The organism is Afipia dichlorophenoxyacetatis (genome assembly GCF_055386385.1).
Map to the genome: position 1 here is coordinate 2568726 of NZ_AP029250.1, position 21081 is coordinate 2589806.

The following is a 21081-nucleotide window of genomic DNA, read 5'->3' on the forward strand; positions in this document are numbered from 1 at the left end:
GTTGCTTGATAGGCTCTCTCTCTCTCTCTCTCTCTTTCTTTCTCGTTATCCAGCCATCGCGGCACATAACTTGGCGCATTGGCGGCAGGCCTTCACGCACTCGTCCATATCGCCGATGCGCTCGCAATCGCTCGCACATTCGGTGCAGATTTCCGCGCATTCTTTGCACGTGTGTCTGTGATGAGGCGTGTTGATGAGCATGAAGTGCGCCGATGTCCGGCAGATTTCCGCGCAAGCCATCATGAGGCGAAAGTGCGGTGGTTGGGTATGCTTGCCCCCGGCTTCGAGGCAGTGGTTCATCGCGGTGGAAGGGCAGGTCTGATAACAAAGAAGGCAGGCGTCGATGCATCGCTTGGCTTCAGCAGACATCATCTGATCTTCTCCCATCGCGGAAGGAGATAACTATCGATATCCCGGATCGTTTGCTGAAGCGGGCAAGAATCTTTTCCGCCGTGAGCCTTCTCGCGGGTAAGAACCGCGGGCCAGCGTCCGATCTGCCGCAGATATTTCAGTTTCACCAAAGGAACCCAAAGCCGGGCCGCGCATTGTCGTGGTTCCACCTCTTTGTGCATTGCCCGGACTGGGTCACTCGGCAGGCGCCCAATCCCTACAACCCTCAGGACGACACCAGGTTTTGTTATGAGCGTGGTCGCTACGGATGATCTGACTGAAATTTTTCCGGGCGACAGCGTCATGGCGCGTCTGATGCGCGAATGGGATTGGAGTCGAACAGGGCTGGGCGATCCGCGTAGATGGCCTGATGGCTTGAAGATTCCGTTGCGGATGCTGCTGACGTCGCGCTTCGAGATGTGGCTCGGGTGGGGGCCGGACCTTCTGTTCTTTTACAACGACGCGTACATCCCGACTCTCGGGCTCAAGCATCCGTCCATGCTTGGCAAGCCGTTTCGCGAAGTATGGGCGGAAGTCTATGCCGACGTGGCCGATCAGGTGGAACGGGTGCGCGCCGGGCAAGCGACGTGGAATAAGGCGCTGCTGCTTCTCCTTGAGCGCAGTGGTTATCCCGAAGAGACCTACCACAGCTTCTCTTACAGTCCGCTTTACGGGCAGGGCCCCTCGGTTGAGGGGCTGCTTTGCGTTGTCAGCGAAGACACCGAGCGGATCATCAGCGAGCGCAGGATCGATATGCTGCGGCATCTCGGTTCAGAGTTGGTCGGCGCCTCGGATCAACATGCCGTGCAGCAGGCGGTGTGTTCTGTCCTGAGCACCAATCGGAGGGACTTTCCCTTCGCGCTGCTTTATCTCTGCAATGAAGGTTATGCCTGCACCGATGATGCCGCGGCTCTGCTGAATGAATCCTGGCCGCTACAGGACCGTGAGACGCTCGGCAAGGGGCGAATTATTCAGCTTCGTGAAGGCCCGGTCTATCCCACCGGAGAATGGCGGTTACCTCCGACCGAAGCCGTGATGGTGCCAATCCCCGGTGCGCACGGGCAGGATGCGTTTGGCACGCTCATTCTTGGTCTCAATCCTCATCGCCGCAACGACCCCAATGTGATGGACATCGCGCGGTTGATTGCGGGGCAGATCAGCGGCGCGATGGCCAATGTCGGTGCGCTGCAGTCGGAGCGGCGGCGTGCTGACCGGATTTGGAGTCACGCACGCGATCTCATGGTGGTGGTCGGCGCGGATGGGATCTATCGCTCTGTGAGTCCGGCATGGACGCGTATTCTGGGTCATCCAGTGGAGGACGTGATCGGCCATTCGTTCAGGGAGTTCGTTCTCCCTGACGATATCCTATCCACCGCAGACGGATTGCAGAAGGCTGTCAGCGATACCGATCTTACCGGATTCGAAAATCGCTTGCGGACAGCGGATGGCGACTTCCGCTGGATTTCATGGCACACGGCCATGGAAGAGGGGCTGGTCTTCGGTTATGGCCGCGACATTACCGAGCAGAAAGCCAACGAAGCCGCGCTGCAAGCGGCAGAAGACGCGCTTCGCCAGGCCCAAAAGATGGAGGCGGTCGGTCAATTGACCGGAGGCATTGCCCACGACTTCAACAACCTGCTCACCGGTATCATCGGATCGCTGGATATGATGCAGCGCAGGCTTGCGCAGGATAACACCTCCGATGTGCAACGCTTTGTCTCCGTCGCGACAGCCTCTGCCAATCGCGCTGCGGCGCTGACACAGCGTCTGCTCGCGTTCTCGCGGCGGCAGTCGCTCGATCCGAAACCTGTCGATGCGAACGAACTCGTGCATGGCATGGAAGATCTCGTCCGCAGGACAATCGGCGAGTCGATTGACCTGAAAATCGTCACCCGCTCAGACCTGTGGCCGACCAAGTGTGATCCCAATCAATTGGAAAGCGCCATTCTCAATCTGGCGATCAATTCACGCGACGCGATGCCGAATGGCGGTCAGCTCGCGATCGAAACTGGACATGCCTGGATCGATCGGCACCACGCCAAGACGCATCAAAGCGCAGCTTATGGCGAGTATGTCGTCATTTCCGTCATCGATACGGGATATGGAATGTCCCCGGAGATCGCGTCCAAGGCCTTCGATCCGTTCTTCACCACGAAGCCGATAGGGCAGGGGACGGGGCTTGGCTTGTCGATGATTTATGGATTTGCGCGACAGTCGAATGGCTTCACCGAGATCGAGAGCAAGGAAGGACAGGGGACGACTGTCCGCATCTTCCTTCCGCGCAATGAAGAAGTTCCGAGAAGCGAAGTTTATGCGGATGCCGACCGATCCGATGGCCGGTCGGACGGCGAGGAAACCGTGATGGTGGTGGAAGATGAGGCCGCGGTGCGGGGCTTCGTGATCGATGTGTTGCACGAGCTGGGCTATCGCACGCTTGAAGCCGTTGACGGCGCGAGCGGGCTAAAACTTCTCGAAACCAATATTCAGGATATCGATTTGCTTCTGACGGATGTCGGCCTTCCCGGAGGGCTGAATGGGCGGCAGCTTGCGGATGCGGGGCGTGTGTTGCGGCCGGACTTAAAAGTGCTGTTCATGACCGGGTATGCCTTCAACGCATCTGTCGGCAATAGCTACCTTGAGCCGGGGATGGCGATCATCACCAAGCCGTTTGCGGCGGACAAGCTTGCGCGTTACGTCCAGAACATTCTGAAGGTGAAGTTCGTTCTGCCCGTGGAGAAAACCGAAAGCCGGGTGCAGGGTTTATAGTGGGTTAGCTGCGACTTCGCGGCGCGACCATCTTACATCGCAACGCACCAAGCACGTTTGTTGCTATTCCAGCGCATGTTCGGGAACATCACACTCATCCCGCGATTAACACTCCGAGAGTGAAGCGAAGCATCGGAGGGAAGTTCCATGAACGGTATTATCTATCTGATTGGTTTGATCGTCGTCGTCATGGCGATCCTGTCATTCCTGGGACTGCGCTGATGACGATGCCTGCGGATGTCGATGTGATTGTTGCGTCGGATGAGCTCGATGCAACATCATCATATGTGAGCTGGACGCCGATCGTCATCGGTGCGCTGGTGGCGACGGCGCTGTCGTCAATCATGCTGGCGTTTGCCGTGAGTGTCGGCCTCGGCGTGTCATCGGCTGCGCCGACATGGCGTGATGCGTCAGCGTCGCTGGCGTTGCTGTCAGGGCTTTACCTCGTCATTCAGGCGGTGATCAGCTTCGGTGTCGGCGGCTATATCGCGGGCCGGGTACGCACCGGCTTTGTCTCAACGCTCGATCCGGATGCGACTGAGCGGCGCGATGGTTTGCATGGGTTGGCGGCGTGGGCACTTGCGGTGGTTTTGGGAGCCGTGCTTGCGGCTCTGGTGGGCAGCGCAGTGTTGCCGCGCTCGAACACAGCTCCGGTGACGCCGTCGAGGACAAGCGCAGCCGAAACGCTGTTGGGCCTTGATCTTGACCGCATGTTCAGACCGGTCCGCCGTCCGGCCAACGTCGATATTGCGGAGGCGAGGGCAGAGGCGGGCCGTATCCTGCTGACGACATCAAGCCATATGGGGATAACCACCGAGGATCGCGCCTATCTGATCCAGCTCGTCACGAACACCACCGGCCTCGCCGGGCCTGATGCTGAACGCCGCGCCGACACGGCCATCGTCAATGCAAAGACCGCGATCGCGCGGTCACGGCGAGCCGGCGTGATCGTCGCATTCTCAGTCGCAGCCGCGTTGTTGATCGGAGCTGCGGTGGCCTGGGCGGCCGCGGCTACCGGAGGCCGTCACCGCGACGGCGAGCCACTGCCGGATTGGATGAATTCGGGAATGACGGCGAGAAAGCGCGGGCTGCCGTGAGTTGAGCCTCACGTCGCCATCGCGTGACCGTGTCGCGCGGAGGCGATGGCCTTGCGCAGGACGCGGGACAGGCCGTCGACCGAGTACGGCTTGTGCACAAGCTCGAAGCCGTGGTGGGCATTTTCCGACAGCACGTTGCTGAAGCCGCTGGTGAGCACGATCGGCAAGCCGGGGTAATTCTCGCGCACGAAAGTGCCGAACTCGATGCCGTTCATGCCCGGCATCACGATGTCGGAAAACACCACGTCGAAGGCGAACTCGTCTTCCGAGATCATGGTCAACGCGTGTTGCGCGGTGGTGACCCATTCGACCTTGTAGCCGAGATCCTGCAGCATCTCGCTGGTGAAGGCGCCGATGCCTTCATTGTCTTCCACGATCAGCACGCGGTGCCCCTTGCCCGAGACAGGGGTGATCGCGGCTGCGGTAATCGCCTCATCGCTGACCACCGGACTTTGCGGCAGGTAGATCGTAAAAGTAGAGCCCGCACCGATGGTGCTCTCGACCATGACCTCGCCGCCGGATTGCTGGGCGAAACCGAGCGCCTGGCTTAAGCCAAGGCCCGTGCCGCGGCCCACTTCCTTGGTGGTGAAGAACGGCTCGAAGATGCTGTCGATATTATCTGCGGGAATGCCGATGCCGGTATCGGTGACGGATATGGTAATGAAATCGCCGGTGCGCTTGTCCCGATTGCGGCACGGTGGGATTTCGGTGGCGGTGGCGACCGCGATGGTCAGGCGGCCATCGCCTTTCATGGCGTCGCGCGCATTCACCGCAAGATTGATCAGCGCCGTCTCGAACTGGGCTACGTCGGCAAAGGCAAATAACGACTGATCGAAATTGGTGACATCGACCCGCACGGTCTTGCCGACCAGCGGGCGAAGCAACTGGACGATGGAATTGACAGTGTCGTTGACGTTGAAAGGTTCGGGCTTGAGCGCTTGCCGCCGTGCAAACGCCAGCAACTGCTTGGTCAGCTTCGAGGCGCGATCCACGGTCTCAGAAATGGCGTCGACATAACGATTGCGTCGCTCATCCGGCAAATCGCGCCGCCGCAGGAAGTCGGTGGCCGAGCGAATGATGGTCAGAAGATTGTTGAAGTCGTGCGCGACGCCGCCGGTGAGCTGGCCGATCGCTTCCATCTTCTGAGACTGCCGCAGCGCTTCCTCACTGCGCCGCCGCTCGGTGATGTCGACCGCTTCCGCAATCGCAGCGGTCACGGCGCCGTATTTATCGACCACTGGACGCAGCGTGAGATCGAAAGTGCGCTTGCCGATGGGAAGTTGCGTTTCCATCTCGGCGCGGACATTGTTGCCCGCAATGGCGTTCTGAAAAGCGATGCTGATCGTCTCGCGCGCGCCCGGCGTTTGCGCGAACCACGGTGTTTCCCAAATCCGCTCGCCAAGGACATCGTCGATCGCTGCGCCAAGGCCGGAGAGGGCGGTGGTGTTGGCGTAGAGCACTTCGCCATGGAGATTGAGGAGCGCCTTGTATTGATGGCTGGTCTCGAAGATTGCGCGCATCTGCGCCTCTCGCGACTCGATCTCGGAGGTGCGCTCACTGATCCGGCGTTCGAGTGTGTCGTTGACCGCGCGGAGGTTGATCTCGGCTTCTTTTGACGCGGTGATATCGTGCGCGACGCCGATATAGCCTGCGTGCTGGCCGCTGGCGTCCCATCGCGGCTGCGACTCCGATCTCAGCCAGCGCCAGACGCCCTCCGCGTTGCGATATCGCGCTTCAAGCACGAAGGGCTTCAGCGAGGCTTCCCCCGCGATCTGCTCCTTCAGGATTCGCGATAGGTCGTCCGGGTGCAGTGCCTTGCGCCAGTCAAACACCAACGCTTCCTCATAGGGAAGACCGAGGAAATCGAGATAGGCGCGATTGGCGAAAGAACGGGTGCGGTCGAGCTTCGTCACCCAGATCGGCACCGGCGCGCTGTCAGCGATGAGGCGAAAGCGTTCTTCACTTTCCCGTAGCGCTCGCTCTCCGAGCTTGCGTTCCGTCACATCGGTGTGGGCACCGATGAGCCGTGTGGCGCGGCCGTTGGCATCGCGTTCAATTTTCGCAATGACGCTGATCCAGCGGGTCTCGCCGTCGCTCGGGCGAATGATCCGGTATTCCTGGGCAAAGTCTTCAGCGGTGCCCGTCAGTGCGTTCTCGAAATGCGAGACGGCACGCGTACGGTCTTCAGGGTGGACACGGTTGACCCAATCCTCGTGGGTTTCGTGCGTGGCTTCCGGCGGCAGGCCGTGGATCAAGAGATATTCAGGAGATCGCCGGTTGCGATAGCCGTTGGTGAGATCGACCTCCACGCCGCCGACGCCCGCAATCCGCTGCACTAGCGCCAGCTCGGTCTCGCGCCGCTTGAGGAGAATTTCTCGGTTTGATTGTGGAATAGATGCGTCTGGAAGGTCATTCGGTAATACGGTCATTTCGGCACTGCGGCGCTTCTCGCTTGCGGTGCTAAAGTTTGCACCCGCTTTCATAAAGAATTCAATTTGTTCAGCGGCAAAGCGCTGACTTATCTTCTTAAAATTGTGCGGATAGGCTTAAGAGGAAGAATGGAACAAGAATCAACGTCCGGTGTCCGAAAAAGTTCCATCCAATTGCGCGACGGTAGGCGCGGTTCCTGGGCGGGCGCGCGCCCGCCGGTCAGGAAGCGAGTGGCGAAGGGCGTTCTGAGCGCAGTGACGCTGCGTCACTCGACCACTTCGGTTGCCGCGAATGAGAAGCTCAAGATGATTATCGAAACTGCGGGACCGGTGGGACGCTCATCGACGGCGGGGGAGGCGAGGCGATCCGCGACGCGTTACCTATTCCGCTTGGGTCGCTGATGGATGAATTCCGCATCGGCGGAATCCCATTAACGGCAGATGCTCCGGCTCCGGCCGAACCTGCCGCTCGTATTGCTCTTTGTTGGGCATATGAACCTGTTTGTTGGGCATATGACCCGGCGGTGGATGCGAAGATCAGGCAAACGGCGAGACCGAGCTTGCGTGAGACGTTCGACATGGAAAGACTCCATCGGTTGAAAGCCCCACAACTCATGTAGGCTCGCAATCGCTCCCCACCACTAAATTATTGTTCAGAAAGCGTGATGGACCCCACGGCCACATCTTTGTGATGCAGTGAACGCGTATGAATTTGGTGCGACCGATGTTCATGGGAGAACATCATGCGCCTCATCATTGCTGCTCTGGTTTTAAGCACCATGCCGGCGTTTGCCGACACTGACGTCTATGTCCCGAGGAATCCTCAGACCGATTTAGATCAGGCTCACATGCTTTGTCAGGATGACTGGGGGATGGTGCTCGACGGCACACCCGCCAGTTGGGAGTTCAAACGCTGCATGGCCCAGTATGGCTGGTACTACAGCAAGCACATTCCCTCTAAGCGACGCAAATAGGAAAGCGTCCAGTTCAGCCCGCGGCGGGCTGTGAAGGTCCGCGCCTGACGCGCTGGCAACATGACGTATCAATCCGCGAGATCGAGCAGAGCCCGCTGATTGTCGCGGCAGATTGTCTGCAGGGTCTGCAGGGGCATACCCGAATCGTACATGCTTTGAATGACGATGCGCAGTGATTCATGCGGCGGAGGGTTGAACGGCTGTCCGCCGTCGCTCGACAGGATCGCGCGCGCGGGCGTCACCGCATCGATGGCTTCCATCAGTCCTGTGAGCGAGAGGCAGTGGAATTTCGGAAGCAGGTTCACCGCGCAGAATTCCATGGTGGCGCCCATCTTCGCGAGTTCGACCATGGTTGGAACGTCGAGGTTTGGCGTTGCAAGCTCCGGATGAGTGATGACGACGCGCTTCAACCCAATACCGAGCGCATAGTCCGCAACTGCGAAGATCTCGCGCTTTGAGACATGCCCAGTGCCGAGGATCGCGCCGTAGTCATGCACGAGGTCGATGACTTCTTTTGTCTCAGCGGTGAGTTTGCCGCCCGTGTCCAGAACCGACAGAAGCGGAGATGGCCGATTGCGGCGCGAGGTGAGCGTCATGGCCTTGAAGCCATAGGTGCCGCCGGAGCCATAGGCCTCCGCATGGGCCGCAGCATCGAGGGTCGGCAGCCAGACCACCTTGGCACCTTGTTGAAGCGCCAGCTCGACGGCACCCGGATTGATGCCTCCGACACCGCGGTTAAGCGCGATGCTCGCATAGACCTTGAAGTCGGGATGGGTCTCGGCCACGGCGCGGCGGGCGTGATGGACCTTGGAGACCGTACTCTCAAAGTGGCTCTTGATGACGATGCCCGCCATGCCGGCGTCGGCACACCATTGTGCGATATCGATCGAGTCTCCGATCCGCACGAAGGGGGCAGGTGCAGAATGCATGTGCAGGTCGAAATAGCCGTCGAGCTTGAGCATGATGTGAGACCTCAATCGTTGTGCAGGAACCTCGGTTTGTGAGCAGGAGAAAAGAGCCGGAGTTCTGAGAGCCAAGATAAATTGATTGCCAGGTTGCTGAACCGACGCAAAACCCATGCAAGAAGCGTGCTAAAGCCATCATTGGCGACGGCTTTAACACCTCGATGCCTGGCGGTCTCAACGCATAATGATCGGCAGCTCCATGGTGCCGTCCCATGTGAAGGTGCCGTCGCGCTTGTACATCTCCATGTAATGGCCGGGGATGATGCGGTCGCCGAGGGTGAGGAGATGCCGGATGGTCTCGGCCGCGCGCTCCTGGGTATCGAAGGCGTGGTCGGCCTTGCGGTTGAGCGCTTCCTTCGGAAACTTGATCGCGTCCTGGGCAACCACGACATTGCCGTCCTTGGTCTTCAGCACCAGCGCGTAGCATCCCGGCGTGTGGCCGGGCGCGGGGATATAGCGGATCTCGCTTTGGAATTCGCCCGGGCCATTCAGCAAATGAAGTTTGTACTTCGCGAGCTGCTCGCGGACCATCCACGGAATCCACGGATCGTCCGGATGCGGGTTTGCGGCGTATTCGTATTCGGCGCGGCTGACGAAGATCTCAGTGGTGTAGGGGAATAGGTCGATGTTCAGGACGTGGTCGATATGCAGGTGGGAGAGAAAGACGCGCGGAATGTCGGATGGCTTGAGCCCGCGTTTATCTAGCTCCGCGACCAGACCTTGACGGTTCACGGTGTGGCCTACGTCCACCAGCATCGGGCCGTCATTGCTCTGGATGAGCGTCAAGTTGGTCATCGCAAGGTAGCCGGTCTGGAGCCGGAGGTTGTTTCCCTTGACGAGGATTTCATAAGTCACATCGGACACGGTATCTTTCTCCGGAACTAGGCCCCCATGAGGCCGTTAACAGCGTGACGCGGATTTGCGTCCTTCGCCAGACTGTACAAGCTTCGTTACGTTGCGCCAAAATACATCGACGCAAATGAGGTCTGAGAGCGGCGAGGGTTCACAAATCGGATTTGGGGCGGGTAAAGTCACAACACATGAAGAGCATTGCGATCATCACCAGCGGCGGCGATGCGCCGGGCATGAATGCTGCCATTCGTGCCGTCACGCGAACTGCCCTCGACCAGAATATGGTCGTGTACGGGGTGCGCCAGGGCTGGCAGGGTTTGATCGAGGACCAGATGATCCAGCTCAATGCCCGTGAAGTGGGCGGCATCATCCATGTCGGCGGCACATTTTTGGGCAGCGCGCGCTCGGCTGAATTTCGCGAGGAGAGCGGCCGCGCTAAGGGGCTGCGCAATCTGTCCAAGCGAGGCATTGATGGCCTCGTGGTGATTGGCGGCAACGGCTCGCAGACCGGCTCCCATATGCTGAGCCAGATGGGGTTTCCGGTGGTCGGCGTGGCATCCACCATCGACAACGATCTGTTCGGCACGGACATCACCATCGGCTGCGACACCGCGATCAACGTGACGCTGGAGGCCATCGATCATCTGCGCACCACCGGATCCTCGCACAACCGCGCTTTTCTGGTGGAGACCATGGGCCGCAATTGCGGTTACCTCGCCATGATGGCGGGGCTCGCGGGCGGCGCCGAGGTCATCTCCACGCCCGAAGCTGAGGTGCACCCCGCCGAGGTCGCAGAGCGGCTGCGCGCGGCTTACGAGCGCGGCAAGACCCACGCTATCGTTGTGGTCGCCGAAGGCGCCACGCACAATTGCGAAAAAATCCTGAGCTACTTCGAGCACGACAAGCGCATGGTGGGCTTCGAATTGCGCGCCACCACATTGGGGCATGTGGTACGTGGCGCACCGCCGACGGCCTTCGATCGCATTCTTGCGACGCGCCTCGGCGTCAATGCCGTCACAGCACTGAACGATCGCGAGTACGGCGTGTTGATCGGTCAGCAGAAGGGGCAGGTGACGCGCACGCCACTCGGTGAGATTGCGGGGCTCACCAAGCCGATCGACACTGAGTTCGTCGAACTCGCTCGGATGCTGGCGCGCTGATCCAGCGCGGTTGCCCCAGGACTGCTAATCCAAAACGAGGTGCACCAGCGTACGCATGTCGTTCCAGTTGAAATAGTAAGCGATACAGATCAACAAGGTTGAAAGCAGTAGGCCAGTGAGCGCGCCGAGTGCCACGCCTTTGCTCATCGCCCAATCGTCGCGCCGCGTATCCTTCTGTTCGTCCTGCGAGAGCATAGCCGGCCTGGAATTTTACGCGATACTGGTAGTTCAATGTGGTGGTTCAGAAGTTCGGTGAGGCGAACTTTGGATTCGGGACACGAGCGTCATTGGGATTTCGAACGTCGGACGGACGGATGCGTTCCCACAAGCTGGGGCTATTTCTCTGTGACACGCCGTCGCGCTGTTAGGTCTGCGGGCTATGGCTGTAATGGACGCGCGAAACTCAGTTCGTGGCCGTCGGGATCGTCGAGATGGAAGAAGCGCTCGCCCCATGCCGCATCGCGTGGTGATGTGGTCGGCCGAAAGCCCGCAGTAACAGCGCGCTCATACATCTTGTCGACATCGTTGACATAGAAGATCGCGCGGCCCCACCACGACCAGCGCCGCTCGGGTGTCTCTGCAGTGATGTTGAGAAAGCCAGTGCCCGCACGGAAGCTCGTGAACGGTGATGTCTCCCCGCCATGCACGACCTCGAAGCCGAGCGTCTTGTAGAAGGAGACAGCTCTTTGCATGTCGTGGGTGGCGAGCGTAACGGCGCTGAGACCTTCGATCATCGCGAGGCCTTTCTGCTTTCAAGATCAAATACGGCATGCGGTCCGAATAAATTTCCCAAATGACATCGCCGTCGTCGTGACGATGCCAACGAACCATGTTACCGATTTACGGTAATATTCTAACCCCAAATCACATTCGAAAAGAACGACGGGGAGGAAACATGAAGTTCGTTATTGCCGGGACTCTCGGGGCCGTGGCCTCGTTCCTCACAAGTGCTGCTTTTGCCGCGAGTGTCGATATCTCCTCACACGACATTGGCGGTCAGGTGGCCGGGGCCAAAGGTCCTGAAGCAGGCGTGTGGGTCGTCGCCGAAACCAAAGATCTTCCGACGAAATATGCCAAGGTGGTGGTGACGGACGATCAGGGCCGCTTTGTTATCCCCGATCTGCCGGACGCAAACTACAAGGTGTGGGTGCGCGGCTATGGCCTGCAGGACAGCGCACAGCAGGATGCGCGGCCGGGCAAGCTGCTCGATTTCAAAGCCACACCGGTGGCTTCTGCAGCTGCGGACGCGCAGCACTATCCCGGCATGTACTGGTACTCGATGCTCGATATTCCCCCTCCATCGGAATTTCCAGGTACCGGCGACAAGGGCAACCAGATGCCCGACACCATGAAGAGCCGGGCGCAATGGGTCGATACGGTCAAGAACATGTGCCAGTCGTGTCATGCCATCGGATCGCGCGGCATTCGCGAAGTGCCGAAGGCGTTCATGGACGGCAACGACTCTCACACGGCATGGGCGCTGCGCACGCAGGCGGGGCAGGCCCAGGAATACATGGCGGTGGCGCTCGGCAGCATGGGGCCGGAGAAAGTCTATTCGCTGTTCTCGAAGTGGACCGACCGCATCGCAGCAGGCGAATTGCCATTCGACAAGCCGGAGCGGCCGAAAGGCCTTGAGCGGAATGCGGTGTACACCATGTGGGACTGGGCCTCGCCCAAGCATTACCAGCACGACGCGATCTCGACCGACAAGCGGAATCCGACCGTGAATGCCAACGGCCTGATCTACGGCTCGCCGGAAGAGAGCACCGATCTGGTGCCGACGCTCGATCCGGTGAAGAACATCGCCTCGACGATCAAGCATCCGTATCTCGACCCCAAAACGCCGTCGTCGGAAGATGCGGGACGCGGACCGTCCGCCTATTGGGGCGACGAAGCGATCTGGGATGGCCACACCAGCATCCATAACGTGATCATGGACGAGCAGGGTAAGGTGTGGTTTACCGCGCGGCTGCGCCCGCCTGAGAATCCGGACTATTGCAAGCAAGGCTCGGATCATCCTTCCGCGAAAGCGTTTCCGCAGGCGACATCGCTGCGTCAGTTGTCGCGCTTCGATCCCGTCACCGGAAAGTGGGATCTGATCAACACCTGCTACAATACGCATCATCTCTACTTCGCGCACGATGCGAACGACACACTATGGATGAGCGCGGGCGGGCCGGGGCTCGGTGGTGGCGCGGTCGGCTGGCTCAACACCAAGCAATTCCGGGAAACGTTGGATGGCGTCAAGTCGCAGGGCTGGACGCCGCTCGTCATCGATACCAACGGCAACGGCAAGCGTGATGCCTATGTGGAGCCGAAGGAGCCGCTCGATCCGAACAAGGACAAGCGGATCAAGGCGTCGTTCTACGGCATTATGCCGAGCCCCGTGGATGATGCGATCTGGGGGCAGGCGATGGATCGCGGTTTCTCCCGCGTCGATCAACCCGGTTACATCGTGCGCGTGATGCCAGGCTCTGATCCGACAAATACTGCGCTGGTGGAAGTGTATCAGCCGCCGGAGGGCACGTTCGGTCCGCGCGGGATCGATCTTGGTCTCGACGGTGTGGTGTGGACGGTGCTCTCCAGCGGACATCTGGCAAGCTTCGACCGCAAGCTGTGCAAGGGACCGCTCAACGGGCCGACCACGGCCGAAGGCAAGCAATGCCCGGAAGGCTGGAAGACCTACCGTATGCCGGGACCACAGTTTAAGGGCATGGACGCCAGCGGCAGCGCGAACCACGCTTATTATGTGTGGGTCGATCGTTACAACACGCTTGGATTGGGCGCGAATGTGCCGATTGCTTGCGCCAATGGCGGCGAGGCTGCGCTGGCGCTGGTCAACGGTGAGTTCGTGAACCTGCGCGTGCCTTATCCGCTCGGCTTCTTCACCAAGAATTTCGACGGCCGCATCGATGATCCATCCGCCGGTTGGAAAGGGCGCGGCGTCTGGACGACGTCGGGCACGCGCGCCAACTTCCACAGCGAGGGCGGCACAGACGCCTATCCCAAGGTGTACAAGATCCAGATGCGCCCCGATCCGCTGGCGCATTGAACCCTTATATTGTCCGGGGCGATGCGCATTTGTGCATCGCCCGCAAAGCGGGACTAGTCTTTGCAACTCTCGGCGGAGACCACGAGGTTGAGGACGGGCTTTGAACTGGTGTCGAGATATGAGTATTCGTAGGCCACACCATGGGTCATCGTTTCACGCATGCCGCTGTCCTGGCAGGTTTGCGACCTGAGATTCTCTCGGAGGCGGTTCAAGCGTTCGGCGCTGAGGTCGGCCTTTGTGGTGTCAATGGCGTAGACCTGAGTCAGCCGGTGGTTGTTCAAGCTGATGTCGATCATCGACATGGCTTCGTTGAGTTTCTTCGGCAGGGTCGGCTTGACCTCCTGAACGACTTTCGCCATCCCCACCTCATAGCCGTTGGGAGACTGGGCATTAGCCACCGTGATGTCTTGCAGCCCAGCGATCACGAAGGCGATCACTGTCAGGTGGGACAGGCCTACGGCTGCTCGTCGTAAGCAATCCAACGATTCATTCCGCCGATGAGAACTCTTCATAGCGCACCCCAATGATCCCGCACTCTATTTCTGGTCGAGATAGACGAGTTCGATGAACGGGAGAAGACGTCTTGCAAATGGCGCGTTGGCTGGTTCGTTTGCGCATGTGGTCTGCCAACGAAGAGCATCCCTTTTGGCCGCGAGCGGCGGCTGACGAGCCATCGTCGCTTTGACAAATCATCTTTTCGTGTGGGCTTCGCGCGCGCGTGACGTGAACCATTCCGCGCCGCTCGCATTAGGTCTGATATCGCACGGTGACACGTCGAAGTGGGCCTCCCTTCGATGTGTTTTGTTGTGCCTGATTTCATTGCAGTGCGGGAATTGGCTCCATTCGCGAACGGTGCTTCCGGCGCTGCAGCGAACGGCGTAAGGTGAAACAGGAGTACTTCCCCTGGATATGCCTCGGAGCAGTACGGAATGAGCTTCCGTCGTGTTGTGTACACAGTGGTGACTGTGTGCGTTGTAATCGTCCTTGCCGGCCTTGCCTGGATCTGGCGTCCTGCCATTGCGCCGATTGCCGCGAACGCAAAGCCTGTTTTTGATCGTAAAACGATCAATCGTGGTGCTGAACTCGCCCTGATCGGCAATTGCAGCGATTGCCACACCAAGGAGGGCGGCGCTTCCTATGCGGGCGGGCGCAGCCTCCCAACGCCGTTCGGCACCATCTATGCCAGCAACCTGACCCCAGATCCCGACACCGGTATCGGTCAATGGTCGGAAGAGGCGTTTCGCCGCGCCATGCATGAGGGCGTCGATCGCGAAGGCCGGCAGCTTTATCCGGCCTTTCCCTACGACCATTTTACCAATGCGACGAATGAGGACATCCACGCGCTTTATGCTTATCTCATGAGCCTTGCGCCGGTTCGCAACACGATCCCCGCCAACGAGCTGAATTTCCCGCTCAACTATCGTCCGCTCGTTGCAGGCTGGAAGTTGCTGTTCCTGAGCCGGGCCAATCTTGATCCTGAGGCGAGCAAGAGTGCCGAGTGGAATCGCGGGCGCTATCTCGTGGAAGGGCTTGGGCACTGCGGCTCCTGCCATACGCCACGCAATGCGCTGGGCGGCGAGAAGAAGGACAGCGCTTATGCGGGCGGCATTGCTGACGGCTGGAATGCGCCACCGCTCAATGCGTCGCTCATCGCAGGGGATCATTGGACGGTGGATCAACTCGCGGAATATCTGTCCTCCGGCTGGCATCAGCAGCATGGCGCTGCTGCTGGCCCCATGGCGGACGTGGCCAAGAACCTCGGACAGGCCTCAAAGGAAGACGTCCATGCCATGGCGGTCTACATCGCAAGCCTCTCGCCGCAGGGCGGTGGGGCGCCGAGCACGCCGGCTGCCGTGGACGCAGGCAATGCGGCGAACGCCCGGCCGGAGATCGTTGCGATCTACAATGGCGCGTGCGCGAAATGTCATAACGACCGCAACACGATTGGTCCCTCGAAAGCGTTGCCGCTGTCGCTGAGCACGGCTGTGCATCAGCAAGAAGCGACAAACACCGTGCGCGTGATCCTCAACGGCATTCAATCGTACCGTGCCGATGGCGGCCCCTATATGCCCGCGTTCGACGGCATGTTCACCGACGATCAGATCGCAGCGCTCGCGCAGTATGTCCGCGGCCGCTACAGCGGCCAGCAGCCATGGACGGATGTCAGAGCGATGATCGCGAAAGCAAGACGGGAAGGAGCCCAGCCATGACGATCGCGCTGAAGGTCAATGGCAAGTCGCAGCAGGTGGATGCTGATCCATCGACGCCGTTGCTGTATGTGCTGCGCAACGATCTCGGACTGCATGGGCCGAAATTCGGCTGCGGGCTTGGCCAGTGCGGCGCCTGCATGGTGCACGTGGACGGCAAGGCGACATTCTCCTGCGTGCTGCCGATCGCGGCCGTGGGCGATCGCGAAGTCACAACGCTGGAAGGCCTGCTGGAGGACGGCAAGCCGAACAAGCTGCAGCAGGCGTTCATCGACGAAGCAGCCGCCCAATGCGGCTACTGCATCTCCGGCATGGTGATGCGGGCGCAGGTGCTGCTGAAGGAGAAGCCGCATCCGACCGACGAGGAAATCCACCATCACATGCGGACCAATCTCTGCCGCTGCGGCACCCATGCTGCCATCATGCGCGCGATCAAGCGCGCTGCCGTGGCGTAGGAGGCATCATGAACGCTCCATTCCGGACATCACGGCGCGATCTGCTCAAGGCAGGCGGTGCACTGGTCGTTACTTTCTCCATCTCACCACGCATCGATGCTGCCCTGGCGCAGGATGCAGCCGCTGTTGCAAAGCCGGTTACACTCGATCAGGTCGAGTCGTTTCTCGCCATCGACGCCAAGGGCGGTGTGACGCTCTATGCCGGCAAGGTCGATCTCGGCACCGGCGTCCGAACGGCGCTCTCGCAGATCGTTGCGGAAGAACTGGATGTGCCGCTTGCGAGCGTCACAGTAGTTGAAGGCGATACCGCGCTGACGCCGGATCAAGGCGCGACCTATGGCAGCCAGTCGATCCAGACCGGCGGCATGCAGATCCGTCAGGCAGCGGCGACGGCGCGGAGCGCGTTGCTTGATCAGGCGGCGCAGCGCCTCAATGTCGACAAAAGCGAATTGTCTGTCAGCGATGGCAAGATCGGTGCGAAGGCCGGTGGTGCTGGCATCACTTACGGCGAGCTGGTCGGTGGCAAGACTTTCGAGCTGAAGGTCGACAAGGCCGCGACAGGGAAGGACCCTGCCGACTACAAGATCGTCGGCAAATCCATTGCGCGTGCTGACATTCCGGAAAAGCTCACCGGGCGCTTTACGTATATGCATGACTTCCGCGTGCCGGGCATGCTGCACGGAAGCGTGGTGCGTCCGCCTGCGATCGGTGCGTCGCTTGAGAGCGTGGACGAAGCCTCGATCAAGGATATTCCCGGCATCGTTAAAGTGGTGCGCGACGGCAATTTCCTCGGCATCGTCACCGATAACGAATGGTCGGCGGTGCGTGCAGCGCGTGAGATCAAGGCGACGTGGTCGAAGTCGCAAACTTTGCCGGATGAGAAGAAGCTGTGGGAACACGTGCGCGCCACGAAGATCCTCAAGGATGATGTCACGAGCAATATCGGCGACGTTGCCGCCGCAATGGCGGGTGAGGGGCGAACTCTCAAGGCGACTTACGACTTCACCATCCATACCCACGGCTCGATCGGCCCGTCTTGCGCCATTTCCGAATTCAAGGACGGTAAACTGACGTCGTGGTCGGCATCGCAGGCGACGCACAATCTGCGCAAGCAGCTCGCCAAGATGTTCGGGATGTCGCTCGACGACGTGCGCTGCATCTATGTGGACGGTGCGGGCTGTTATGGTCGCAATGGTCACGAGGATGCGGCCGCCGATGCTGCGGTACTGGCCAAGGCCGTCGGCAAGCCGGTGCGCGTGCAGTGGTCACGCGCCGACGAGCACGGCTGGGACCCCAAGGGGCCGCCGACGCTGATCGACCTGCGCGCCAAGCTCGACAGCGAGGGCAAGGTGGTTGCGTGGGATTCCGAATTCTTCATCCCGCAAGGCGCAGCCGGCACCGTTGATCTCGTGGCCGCAACGCTGAGCGACAAGCCGGTGGACGGCATGCTGTCGCCGGGCGGCATCGTTGGTGACTCCGCCATCGGCTACAAGTTTCCGAACATCAAGACGGTCTGTCACCGTCTGGAGACCACACCGTTTCGGCCGTCCTGGATCAGGACGCCAGGGCGCATGCAAAACACCTTTGCCAACGAGTGCTTTCTCGACGAGATCGCAGCAACGCTGAATGCCGATCCGCTGGAGTTTCGCGTGCGCTATACGGATCCAGCGGACAAGCGTGGGCTGGATATTCTGGAGCGCCTTGCGAAGTTGTCGAAATGGGAGACGCGGCCATCGCCGCGCAAGGATATGTCGGGCAATATCGTCAAAGGCCGCGGCGTCAGCTACGTGAAATACGAACTCGTCCGCACCTATGTCGGCGCGGTGGCTGAGGTTGTGGTGGACCGTACCTCGGGCGATGTCCGCGTCACCAAGGTCTATGTGGTGCACGATTGCGGGCAGGTGATTAATCCGAACGGCGTCAAGGCGCAGATCGAAGGCAACGTCATTCAGACCGTGAGCCGCACGCTGAAGGAAGAAGTCACCTTCGACCGCAGCAACGTCACGTCGCTCGACTGGGCGAGCTATCCGATCCTGCGTTTCCCGGAATTGCCGGAGATCGAGATCGAACTGATTGATCGTCCCACTGAAAAGCCGTGGGGTGCGGGCGAGCCGACAGCGGCGGTGATTCCTGCCGCGGTGTCCAACGCTATCTTCGATGCCACCGGCGCGCGGATGCGCTCCGTGCCGTTCAAGCGGGACAAGGTGAAGGCTGCGCTGCGTTCGGTGTAGGATAAAGCGGATTGCATACGAAATGACGAAGGCCCGGCATCGCCGGGCTTTTTGCTTTTATGAGTGATGCCGGCAATCTTTTTCTCCATGCGCGAGACGCCGGGAGAATATCTCCCACATGCGATCATGACGTCTGAGCGATTCCGCCGGAGGGTTATGCCGGTGAATTCTGGTGGTCTGTTTTCTTTCCCACTTAAAAGACGAAAGATTTCGAGAGAAGCAAATTCGTTGGCGGTCTCGTTTCCTTGCACCAAGATAATTTGGAAGCACTTTGTTCGTCGCTGTTGCTAGCCTTCGCATGCTTGAACATGTGGAGGTCAAATCATGCAGGCATCTCGAAGGGCTGTGATCGGCGGAGCTGCAAGTCTCGCTGCAGCAGGGGCTTTATTGAACGCAGGAGGCGCAATAGCGGCGTCCGCAGGAGACGAACTCAAGGCGATTCCCGAACTTGCTCCGCAATGGAAGAAGCTCGATCTGGCCGCGATCCTGAAGAAGCCGGCCGCTTTCGCATCAGTTAGCCAGAACAATTCGCTCTATCAGTCGTGGGGCGCGCAAGCATCCGAGAAGCATTGGGAGCGTGGGTCTTTGGTCGCCACCGTCAAAGCGGTCAAGGCCGCGAGGAAGGCATCGAACTTCAAGTCGTTCAGCTGGATTGGATATTCCGTCTTCCGCGAAAACTATCCTCAGTCTGAATTCGACCGGGTGCAGTACGAGACATGGATAAATGGGCTCAATTTCTCTGAGGAGAAAAAGAAAGCCGACAACGAGCTGGTTCCCGAGCTGCGAGAGCTGGTCAAGCCGGGCGACCTCGAATTCAACGAACTGGCCCTGCAGACAGCCTTTGTGGGGACGCAGCTTCCGCTGGAGTTGTCACGGAAGAAGATCGAAGTCCTTGTTCTCACTGGTATCCACACGGATTGGTGCATCGAGGGAAATGCGCGCGCTGCACGTGACAACGGATATCTGCCGATCGTGATCGGTGACGCCACCGGGACGCAAAAGCCGGAGCAACTGGCCCCCGCACTGGAGCGCATCAATAATTTCTTCGCGCCCGTGATTTCATCTGACACCTTTGCCAAGCTCCTTGATCAATCGGCTTAAGGCGAAGCCAAAGCTTTCATCCAACATTATTCCCGAGGCACGATAGGCGGCGCACGAGGACAATCGAGGCGGGGCGTGTGCCTGATTGTGGAGGCGGGAATAATCGAGCCGAGGGGCGCCATTGTCGTGGCGCCCCTCGTGCGCTTGTCTCATGGAAAATGTCTGCCGGACGAAACGACCAAGGTCCGGCGTTGCCGAGCCATCTGCTCTTGTGTGCCGTTTGTCTTGAAGCCTGTGCCTCAATTGCCTTCCATGAGATAGCGCGTGAGCTGCGCGCTCGACATTTCACGCACGAGACCGGCGGCCTGGCCCGACCACATATTGCTGAAGTCGGATGAGTTCGCTTTCTCCGTCACCGCGCGTAGCGGCGCGAGGGCGCTGCCTGCAGTCGGGAAGGCTGGTGCATGTTCGGAGATTGGACCGATTTCACGCATCAGGCGGTTATAGATGCCGCGCGCAGGCCGCCCGGTGAAGAGGTTGGTCAGCGCCGTGCCGTCGTCGCGCCCGATCTTGAGTGCTTCGCGGTGGTACGCGTTGACCTTCGCTTCCGGTGTTAGAAGATAAGCGGTGCCCACCTGCACGGCGGATGCACCCAAGGCAAAAGCAGCGCGCACACCACGCGGATCGGAAATGCCGCCCGCTGCGATCACCGGCAGTTTGATCGCATCGACGATCTGCGGTACCAGCGCGATGGTGCCGACCTGCGTAGACATATCGTCGGTGAGGAAGTTGCCGCGATGGCCACCGGCTTCATAGCCCATGGCGATCACGGCATCGATACCGCGCTCCGCGAGCCAGCGCGCTTCGGCGACCGTGGTGGCCGATGCAATGACCTTCGCGCCGGTTCGCTTCACGCGATCGAGCAGGGCAGGCTCCGGCAGGCCGAAATGGAAGCTCACCACTTCGGGACGATAGTCTTCCATCACCGCGCAGTATTCCGCATCAAACGGCGCACGGCCCGTGGCCGGAATGGGCGCGGCTGGATCGAGCCCGTGCTCGACATAATAAGGTGCGAGCTTCGCGCGCCATGCCATCTGGCTGGCAGCGTCCGCTTTCGGCGGAACGTGGGTGAAGAAGTTCACGTTGATCGGCTTCTTGGTCGCTTTACGGATCTGGTCGAGCGACGCTTTCATCTGTTCGATCGACAGCATCGCGCCGGGGAGCGAGCCGAGCCCGCCGGATTCGCTCGTCGCGATCACCATCTCCGGCGTGGTCGCGCCGGCCATCGGTGCCTGGATGATGGGAAGTTCGATGCCGAAAAGACGCGTGATGCGATTGTCTTGCCAGTTGCTCATGGCCTTCTTTCTACTGTTCGAAGCTTGGTCGTTATAGAGGGAACAGCGCGAAAAGTCCTTCGGCAATTCATACCGAAGAGCCTCCGCGTACGGCAAGCCGCTTTCTC

At 59.9% G+C, this 21081-nt stretch carries 17 protein-coding genes; 9 read left to right on the forward strand and 8 right to left on the reverse strand.

Annotation, left to right across the window (positions count from 1 at the left end):
- Positions 1 to 45 precede the first annotated feature (45 nt).
- Positions 46 to 372: a four-helix bundle copper-binding protein gene (locus ACZ5C3_RS11930; RefSeq protein WP_464038324.1), complete on the reverse strand. Its 327-nt coding sequence runs from the start codon at positions 370 to 372 to the stop codon at positions 46 to 48.
- Between the two features lie 267 nt (positions 373 to 639).
- Between ACZ5C3_RS11930 and ACZ5C3_RS11935 the strand changes: the two genes are divergently transcribed.
- Both ACZ5C3_RS11935 and ACZ5C3_RS11940 read left to right on the forward strand, forming a co-directional pair.
- Positions 640 to 3156: an ATP-binding protein gene (locus ACZ5C3_RS11935; RefSeq protein ID WP_464037865.1), complete on the forward strand. Its 2517-nt coding sequence runs from the start codon at positions 640 to 642 to the stop codon at positions 3154 to 3156.
- Between the two features lie 227 nt (positions 3157 to 3383).
- A complete protein-coding gene (locus ACZ5C3_RS11940) occupies positions 3384 to 4253 on the forward strand; it encodes a hypothetical protein (protein ID WP_464038325.1) in 870 nt (289 codons plus the stop codon).
- A gap of 8 nt (positions 4254 to 4261) precedes the next feature.
- On the opposite strand, the gene ACZ5C3_RS11945 is transcribed toward ACZ5C3_RS11940, so the two are convergent.
- Complete coding sequence (locus ACZ5C3_RS11945; RefSeq protein ID WP_464037866.1) at positions 4262 to 6682, reverse strand: hybrid sensor histidine kinase/response regulator; 2421 nt, start codon at positions 6680 to 6682, stop codon at positions 4262 to 4264.
- A gap of 743 nt (positions 6683 to 7425) precedes the next feature.
- On the opposite strand from ACZ5C3_RS11945, the gene ACZ5C3_RS11950 reads away from it, so the two are divergent.
- The gene (locus tag ACZ5C3_RS11950; protein WP_464037867.1) at positions 7426 to 7656 is read left to right on the forward strand and encodes a hypothetical protein; all 231 of its coding nucleotides are present in this window, start codon (positions 7426 to 7428) and stop codon (positions 7654 to 7656) included.
- A 68-nt stretch (positions 7657 to 7724) separates the two neighbouring features.
- Here the strand turns inward: ACZ5C3_RS11950 and ACZ5C3_RS11955 are convergent, their stop codons facing one another.
- Both ACZ5C3_RS11955 and ACZ5C3_RS11960 read right to left on the reverse strand, forming a co-directional pair.
- Positions 7725 to 8618, reverse strand: coding sequence for a DUF6282 family protein (locus ACZ5C3_RS11955; protein WP_464037868.1), 894 nt, complete (start codon positions 8616 to 8618; stop codon positions 7725 to 7727).
- A gap of 177 nt (positions 8619 to 8795) precedes the next feature.
- A complete protein-coding gene (locus ACZ5C3_RS11960) occupies positions 8796 to 9485 on the reverse strand; it encodes an MBL fold metallo-hydrolase (RefSeq protein WP_464037869.1) in 690 nt (229 codons plus the stop codon).
- Positions 9486 to 9661: 176 nt separating this feature from the next.
- Here ACZ5C3_RS11960 and ACZ5C3_RS11965 point away from each other — a divergent pair, with 176 nt between their 5' ends.
- A complete protein-coding gene (locus ACZ5C3_RS11965; protein WP_464037870.1) occupies positions 9662 to 10633 on the forward strand; it encodes an ATP-dependent 6-phosphofructokinase in 972 nt (323 codons plus the stop codon).
- Between the two features lie 24 nt (positions 10634 to 10657).
- On the opposite strand, the gene ACZ5C3_RS11970 is transcribed toward ACZ5C3_RS11965, so the two are convergent.
- Together ACZ5C3_RS11970 and ACZ5C3_RS11975 are read right to left on the reverse strand one after the other, a co-directional pair.
- Positions 10658 to 10828 (reverse strand): hypothetical protein, encoded by a 171-nt coding sequence (locus ACZ5C3_RS11970; protein WP_464037871.1) that lies wholly within the window; start codon positions 10826 to 10828, stop codon positions 10658 to 10660.
- A gap of 182 nt (positions 10829 to 11010) precedes the next feature.
- On the reverse strand, positions 11011 to 11367 hold the full coding sequence (locus ACZ5C3_RS11975) for a VOC family protein (RefSeq protein WP_464037872.1): 357 nt from the start codon (positions 11365 to 11367) through the stop codon (positions 11011 to 11013).
- Positions 11368 to 11528: 161 nt separating this feature from the next.
- Here ACZ5C3_RS11975 and ACZ5C3_RS11980 point away from each other — a divergent pair, with 161 nt between their 5' ends.
- Positions 11529 to 13685 carry a carboxypeptidase-like regulatory domain-containing protein gene (locus ACZ5C3_RS11980; RefSeq protein ID WP_464037873.1) on the forward strand — a complete coding sequence of 719 codons (2157 nt, stop codon included), beginning with the start codon at positions 11529 to 11531 and terminating at the stop codon, positions 13683 to 13685.
- Positions 13686 to 13738: 53 nt separating this feature from the next.
- Here the strand turns inward: ACZ5C3_RS11980 and ACZ5C3_RS11985 are convergent, their stop codons facing one another.
- The gene (locus tag ACZ5C3_RS11985) at positions 13739 to 14167 is read right to left on the reverse strand and encodes a PA3611 family quorum-sensing-regulated virulence factor (RefSeq protein ID WP_464037874.1); all 429 of its coding nucleotides are present in this window, start codon (positions 14165 to 14167) and stop codon (positions 13739 to 13741) included.
- A gap of 447 nt (positions 14168 to 14614) precedes the next feature.
- Between ACZ5C3_RS11985 and ACZ5C3_RS11990 the strand changes: the two genes are divergently transcribed.
- The 4 genes from ACZ5C3_RS11990 (at position 14615) to ACZ5C3_RS12005 (ending at position 19679) form a co-directional block, all read left to right on the forward strand.
- Positions 14615 to 15895 (forward strand): c-type cytochrome, encoded by a 1281-nt coding sequence (locus ACZ5C3_RS11990; RefSeq protein WP_464037875.1) that lies wholly within the window; start codon positions 14615 to 14617, stop codon positions 15893 to 15895.
- Positions 15892 to 16347, forward strand: coding sequence for a (2Fe-2S)-binding protein (locus ACZ5C3_RS11995; RefSeq protein ID WP_464037876.1), 456 nt, complete (start codon positions 15892 to 15894; stop codon positions 16345 to 16347). Before ACZ5C3_RS11990 ends, ACZ5C3_RS11995 begins: the two co-directional genes overlap by 4 nt.
- 8 nt (positions 16348 to 16355) lie before the next feature.
- On the forward strand, positions 16356 to 18578 hold the full coding sequence (locus ACZ5C3_RS12000; protein ID WP_464037877.1) for a xanthine dehydrogenase family protein molybdopterin-binding subunit: 2223 nt from the start codon (positions 16356 to 16358) through the stop codon (positions 18576 to 18578).
- A 324-nt stretch (positions 18579 to 18902) separates the two neighbouring features.
- Positions 18903 to 19679, forward strand: a complete 777-nt coding sequence (locus ACZ5C3_RS12005; protein WP_464037878.1) for a cysteine hydrolase family protein — start codon at positions 18903 to 18905, stop codon at positions 19677 to 19679.
- A 239-nt stretch (positions 19680 to 19918) separates the two neighbouring features.
- On the opposite strand, the gene ACZ5C3_RS12010 is transcribed toward ACZ5C3_RS12005, so the two are convergent.
- The gene (locus ACZ5C3_RS12010; protein ID WP_464037879.1) at positions 19919 to 20974 is read right to left on the reverse strand and encodes an NAD(P)H-dependent flavin oxidoreductase; all 1056 of its coding nucleotides are present in this window, start codon (positions 20972 to 20974) and stop codon (positions 19919 to 19921) included.
- Positions 20975 to 21081 lie beyond the last annotated feature (107 nt).

Excerpts from the sequence above, each read along its gene's own strand:
- ACZ5C3_RS11930 (WP_464038324.1), bottom strand. The coding sequence starts at position 372 with ATGATGTCTGCTGAAGCCAAGCGATGCATCGACGCCTGCCTTCTTTGT.
- ACZ5C3_RS11935 (WP_464037865.1), top strand. The coding sequence starts at position 640 with ATGAGCGTGGTCGCTACGGATGATCTGACTGAAATTTTTCCGGGCGAC.
- ACZ5C3_RS11940 (WP_464038325.1), top strand. The coding sequence starts at position 3,384 with ATGCCTGCGGATGTCGATGTGATTGTTGCGTCGGATGAGCTCGATGCA.
- ACZ5C3_RS11945 (WP_464037866.1), bottom strand. The coding sequence starts at position 6,682 with ATGACCGTATTACCGAATGACCTTCCAGACGCATCTATTCCACAATCA.
- ACZ5C3_RS11950 (WP_464037867.1), top strand. The coding sequence starts at position 7,426 with ATGCGCCTCATCATTGCTGCTCTGGTTTTAAGCACCATGCCGGCGTTT.
- ACZ5C3_RS11955 (WP_464037868.1), bottom strand. The coding sequence starts at position 8,618 with ATGCTCAAGCTCGACGGCTATTTCGACCTGCACATGCATTCTGCACCT.
- ACZ5C3_RS11965 (WP_464037870.1), top strand. The coding sequence starts at position 9,662 with ATGAAGAGCATTGCGATCATCACCAGCGGCGGCGATGCGCCGGGCATG.
- ACZ5C3_RS11970 (WP_464037871.1), bottom strand. The coding sequence starts at position 10,828 with ATGCTCTCGCAGGACGAACAGAAGGATACGCGGCGCGACGATTGGGCG.
- ACZ5C3_RS11975 (WP_464037872.1), bottom strand. The coding sequence starts at position 11,367 with ATGATCGAAGGTCTCAGCGCCGTTACGCTCGCCACCCACGACATGCAA.
- ACZ5C3_RS11980 (WP_464037873.1), top strand. The coding sequence starts at position 11,529 with ATGAAGTTCGTTATTGCCGGGACTCTCGGGGCCGTGGCCTCGTTCCTC.
- ACZ5C3_RS11990 (WP_464037875.1), top strand. The coding sequence starts at position 14,615 with ATGAGCTTCCGTCGTGTTGTGTACACAGTGGTGACTGTGTGCGTTGTA.
- ACZ5C3_RS11995 (WP_464037876.1), top strand. The coding sequence starts at position 15,892 with ATGACGATCGCGCTGAAGGTCAATGGCAAGTCGCAGCAGGTGGATGCT.
- ACZ5C3_RS12000 (WP_464037877.1), top strand. The coding sequence starts at position 16,356 with ATGAACGCTCCATTCCGGACATCACGGCGCGATCTGCTCAAGGCAGGC.
- ACZ5C3_RS12005 (WP_464037878.1), top strand. The coding sequence starts at position 18,903 with ATGCAGGCATCTCGAAGGGCTGTGATCGGCGGAGCTGCAAGTCTCGCT.
- ACZ5C3_RS12010 (WP_464037879.1), bottom strand. The coding sequence starts at position 20,974 with ATGAGCAACTGGCAAGACAATCGCATCACGCGTCTTTTCGGCATCGAA.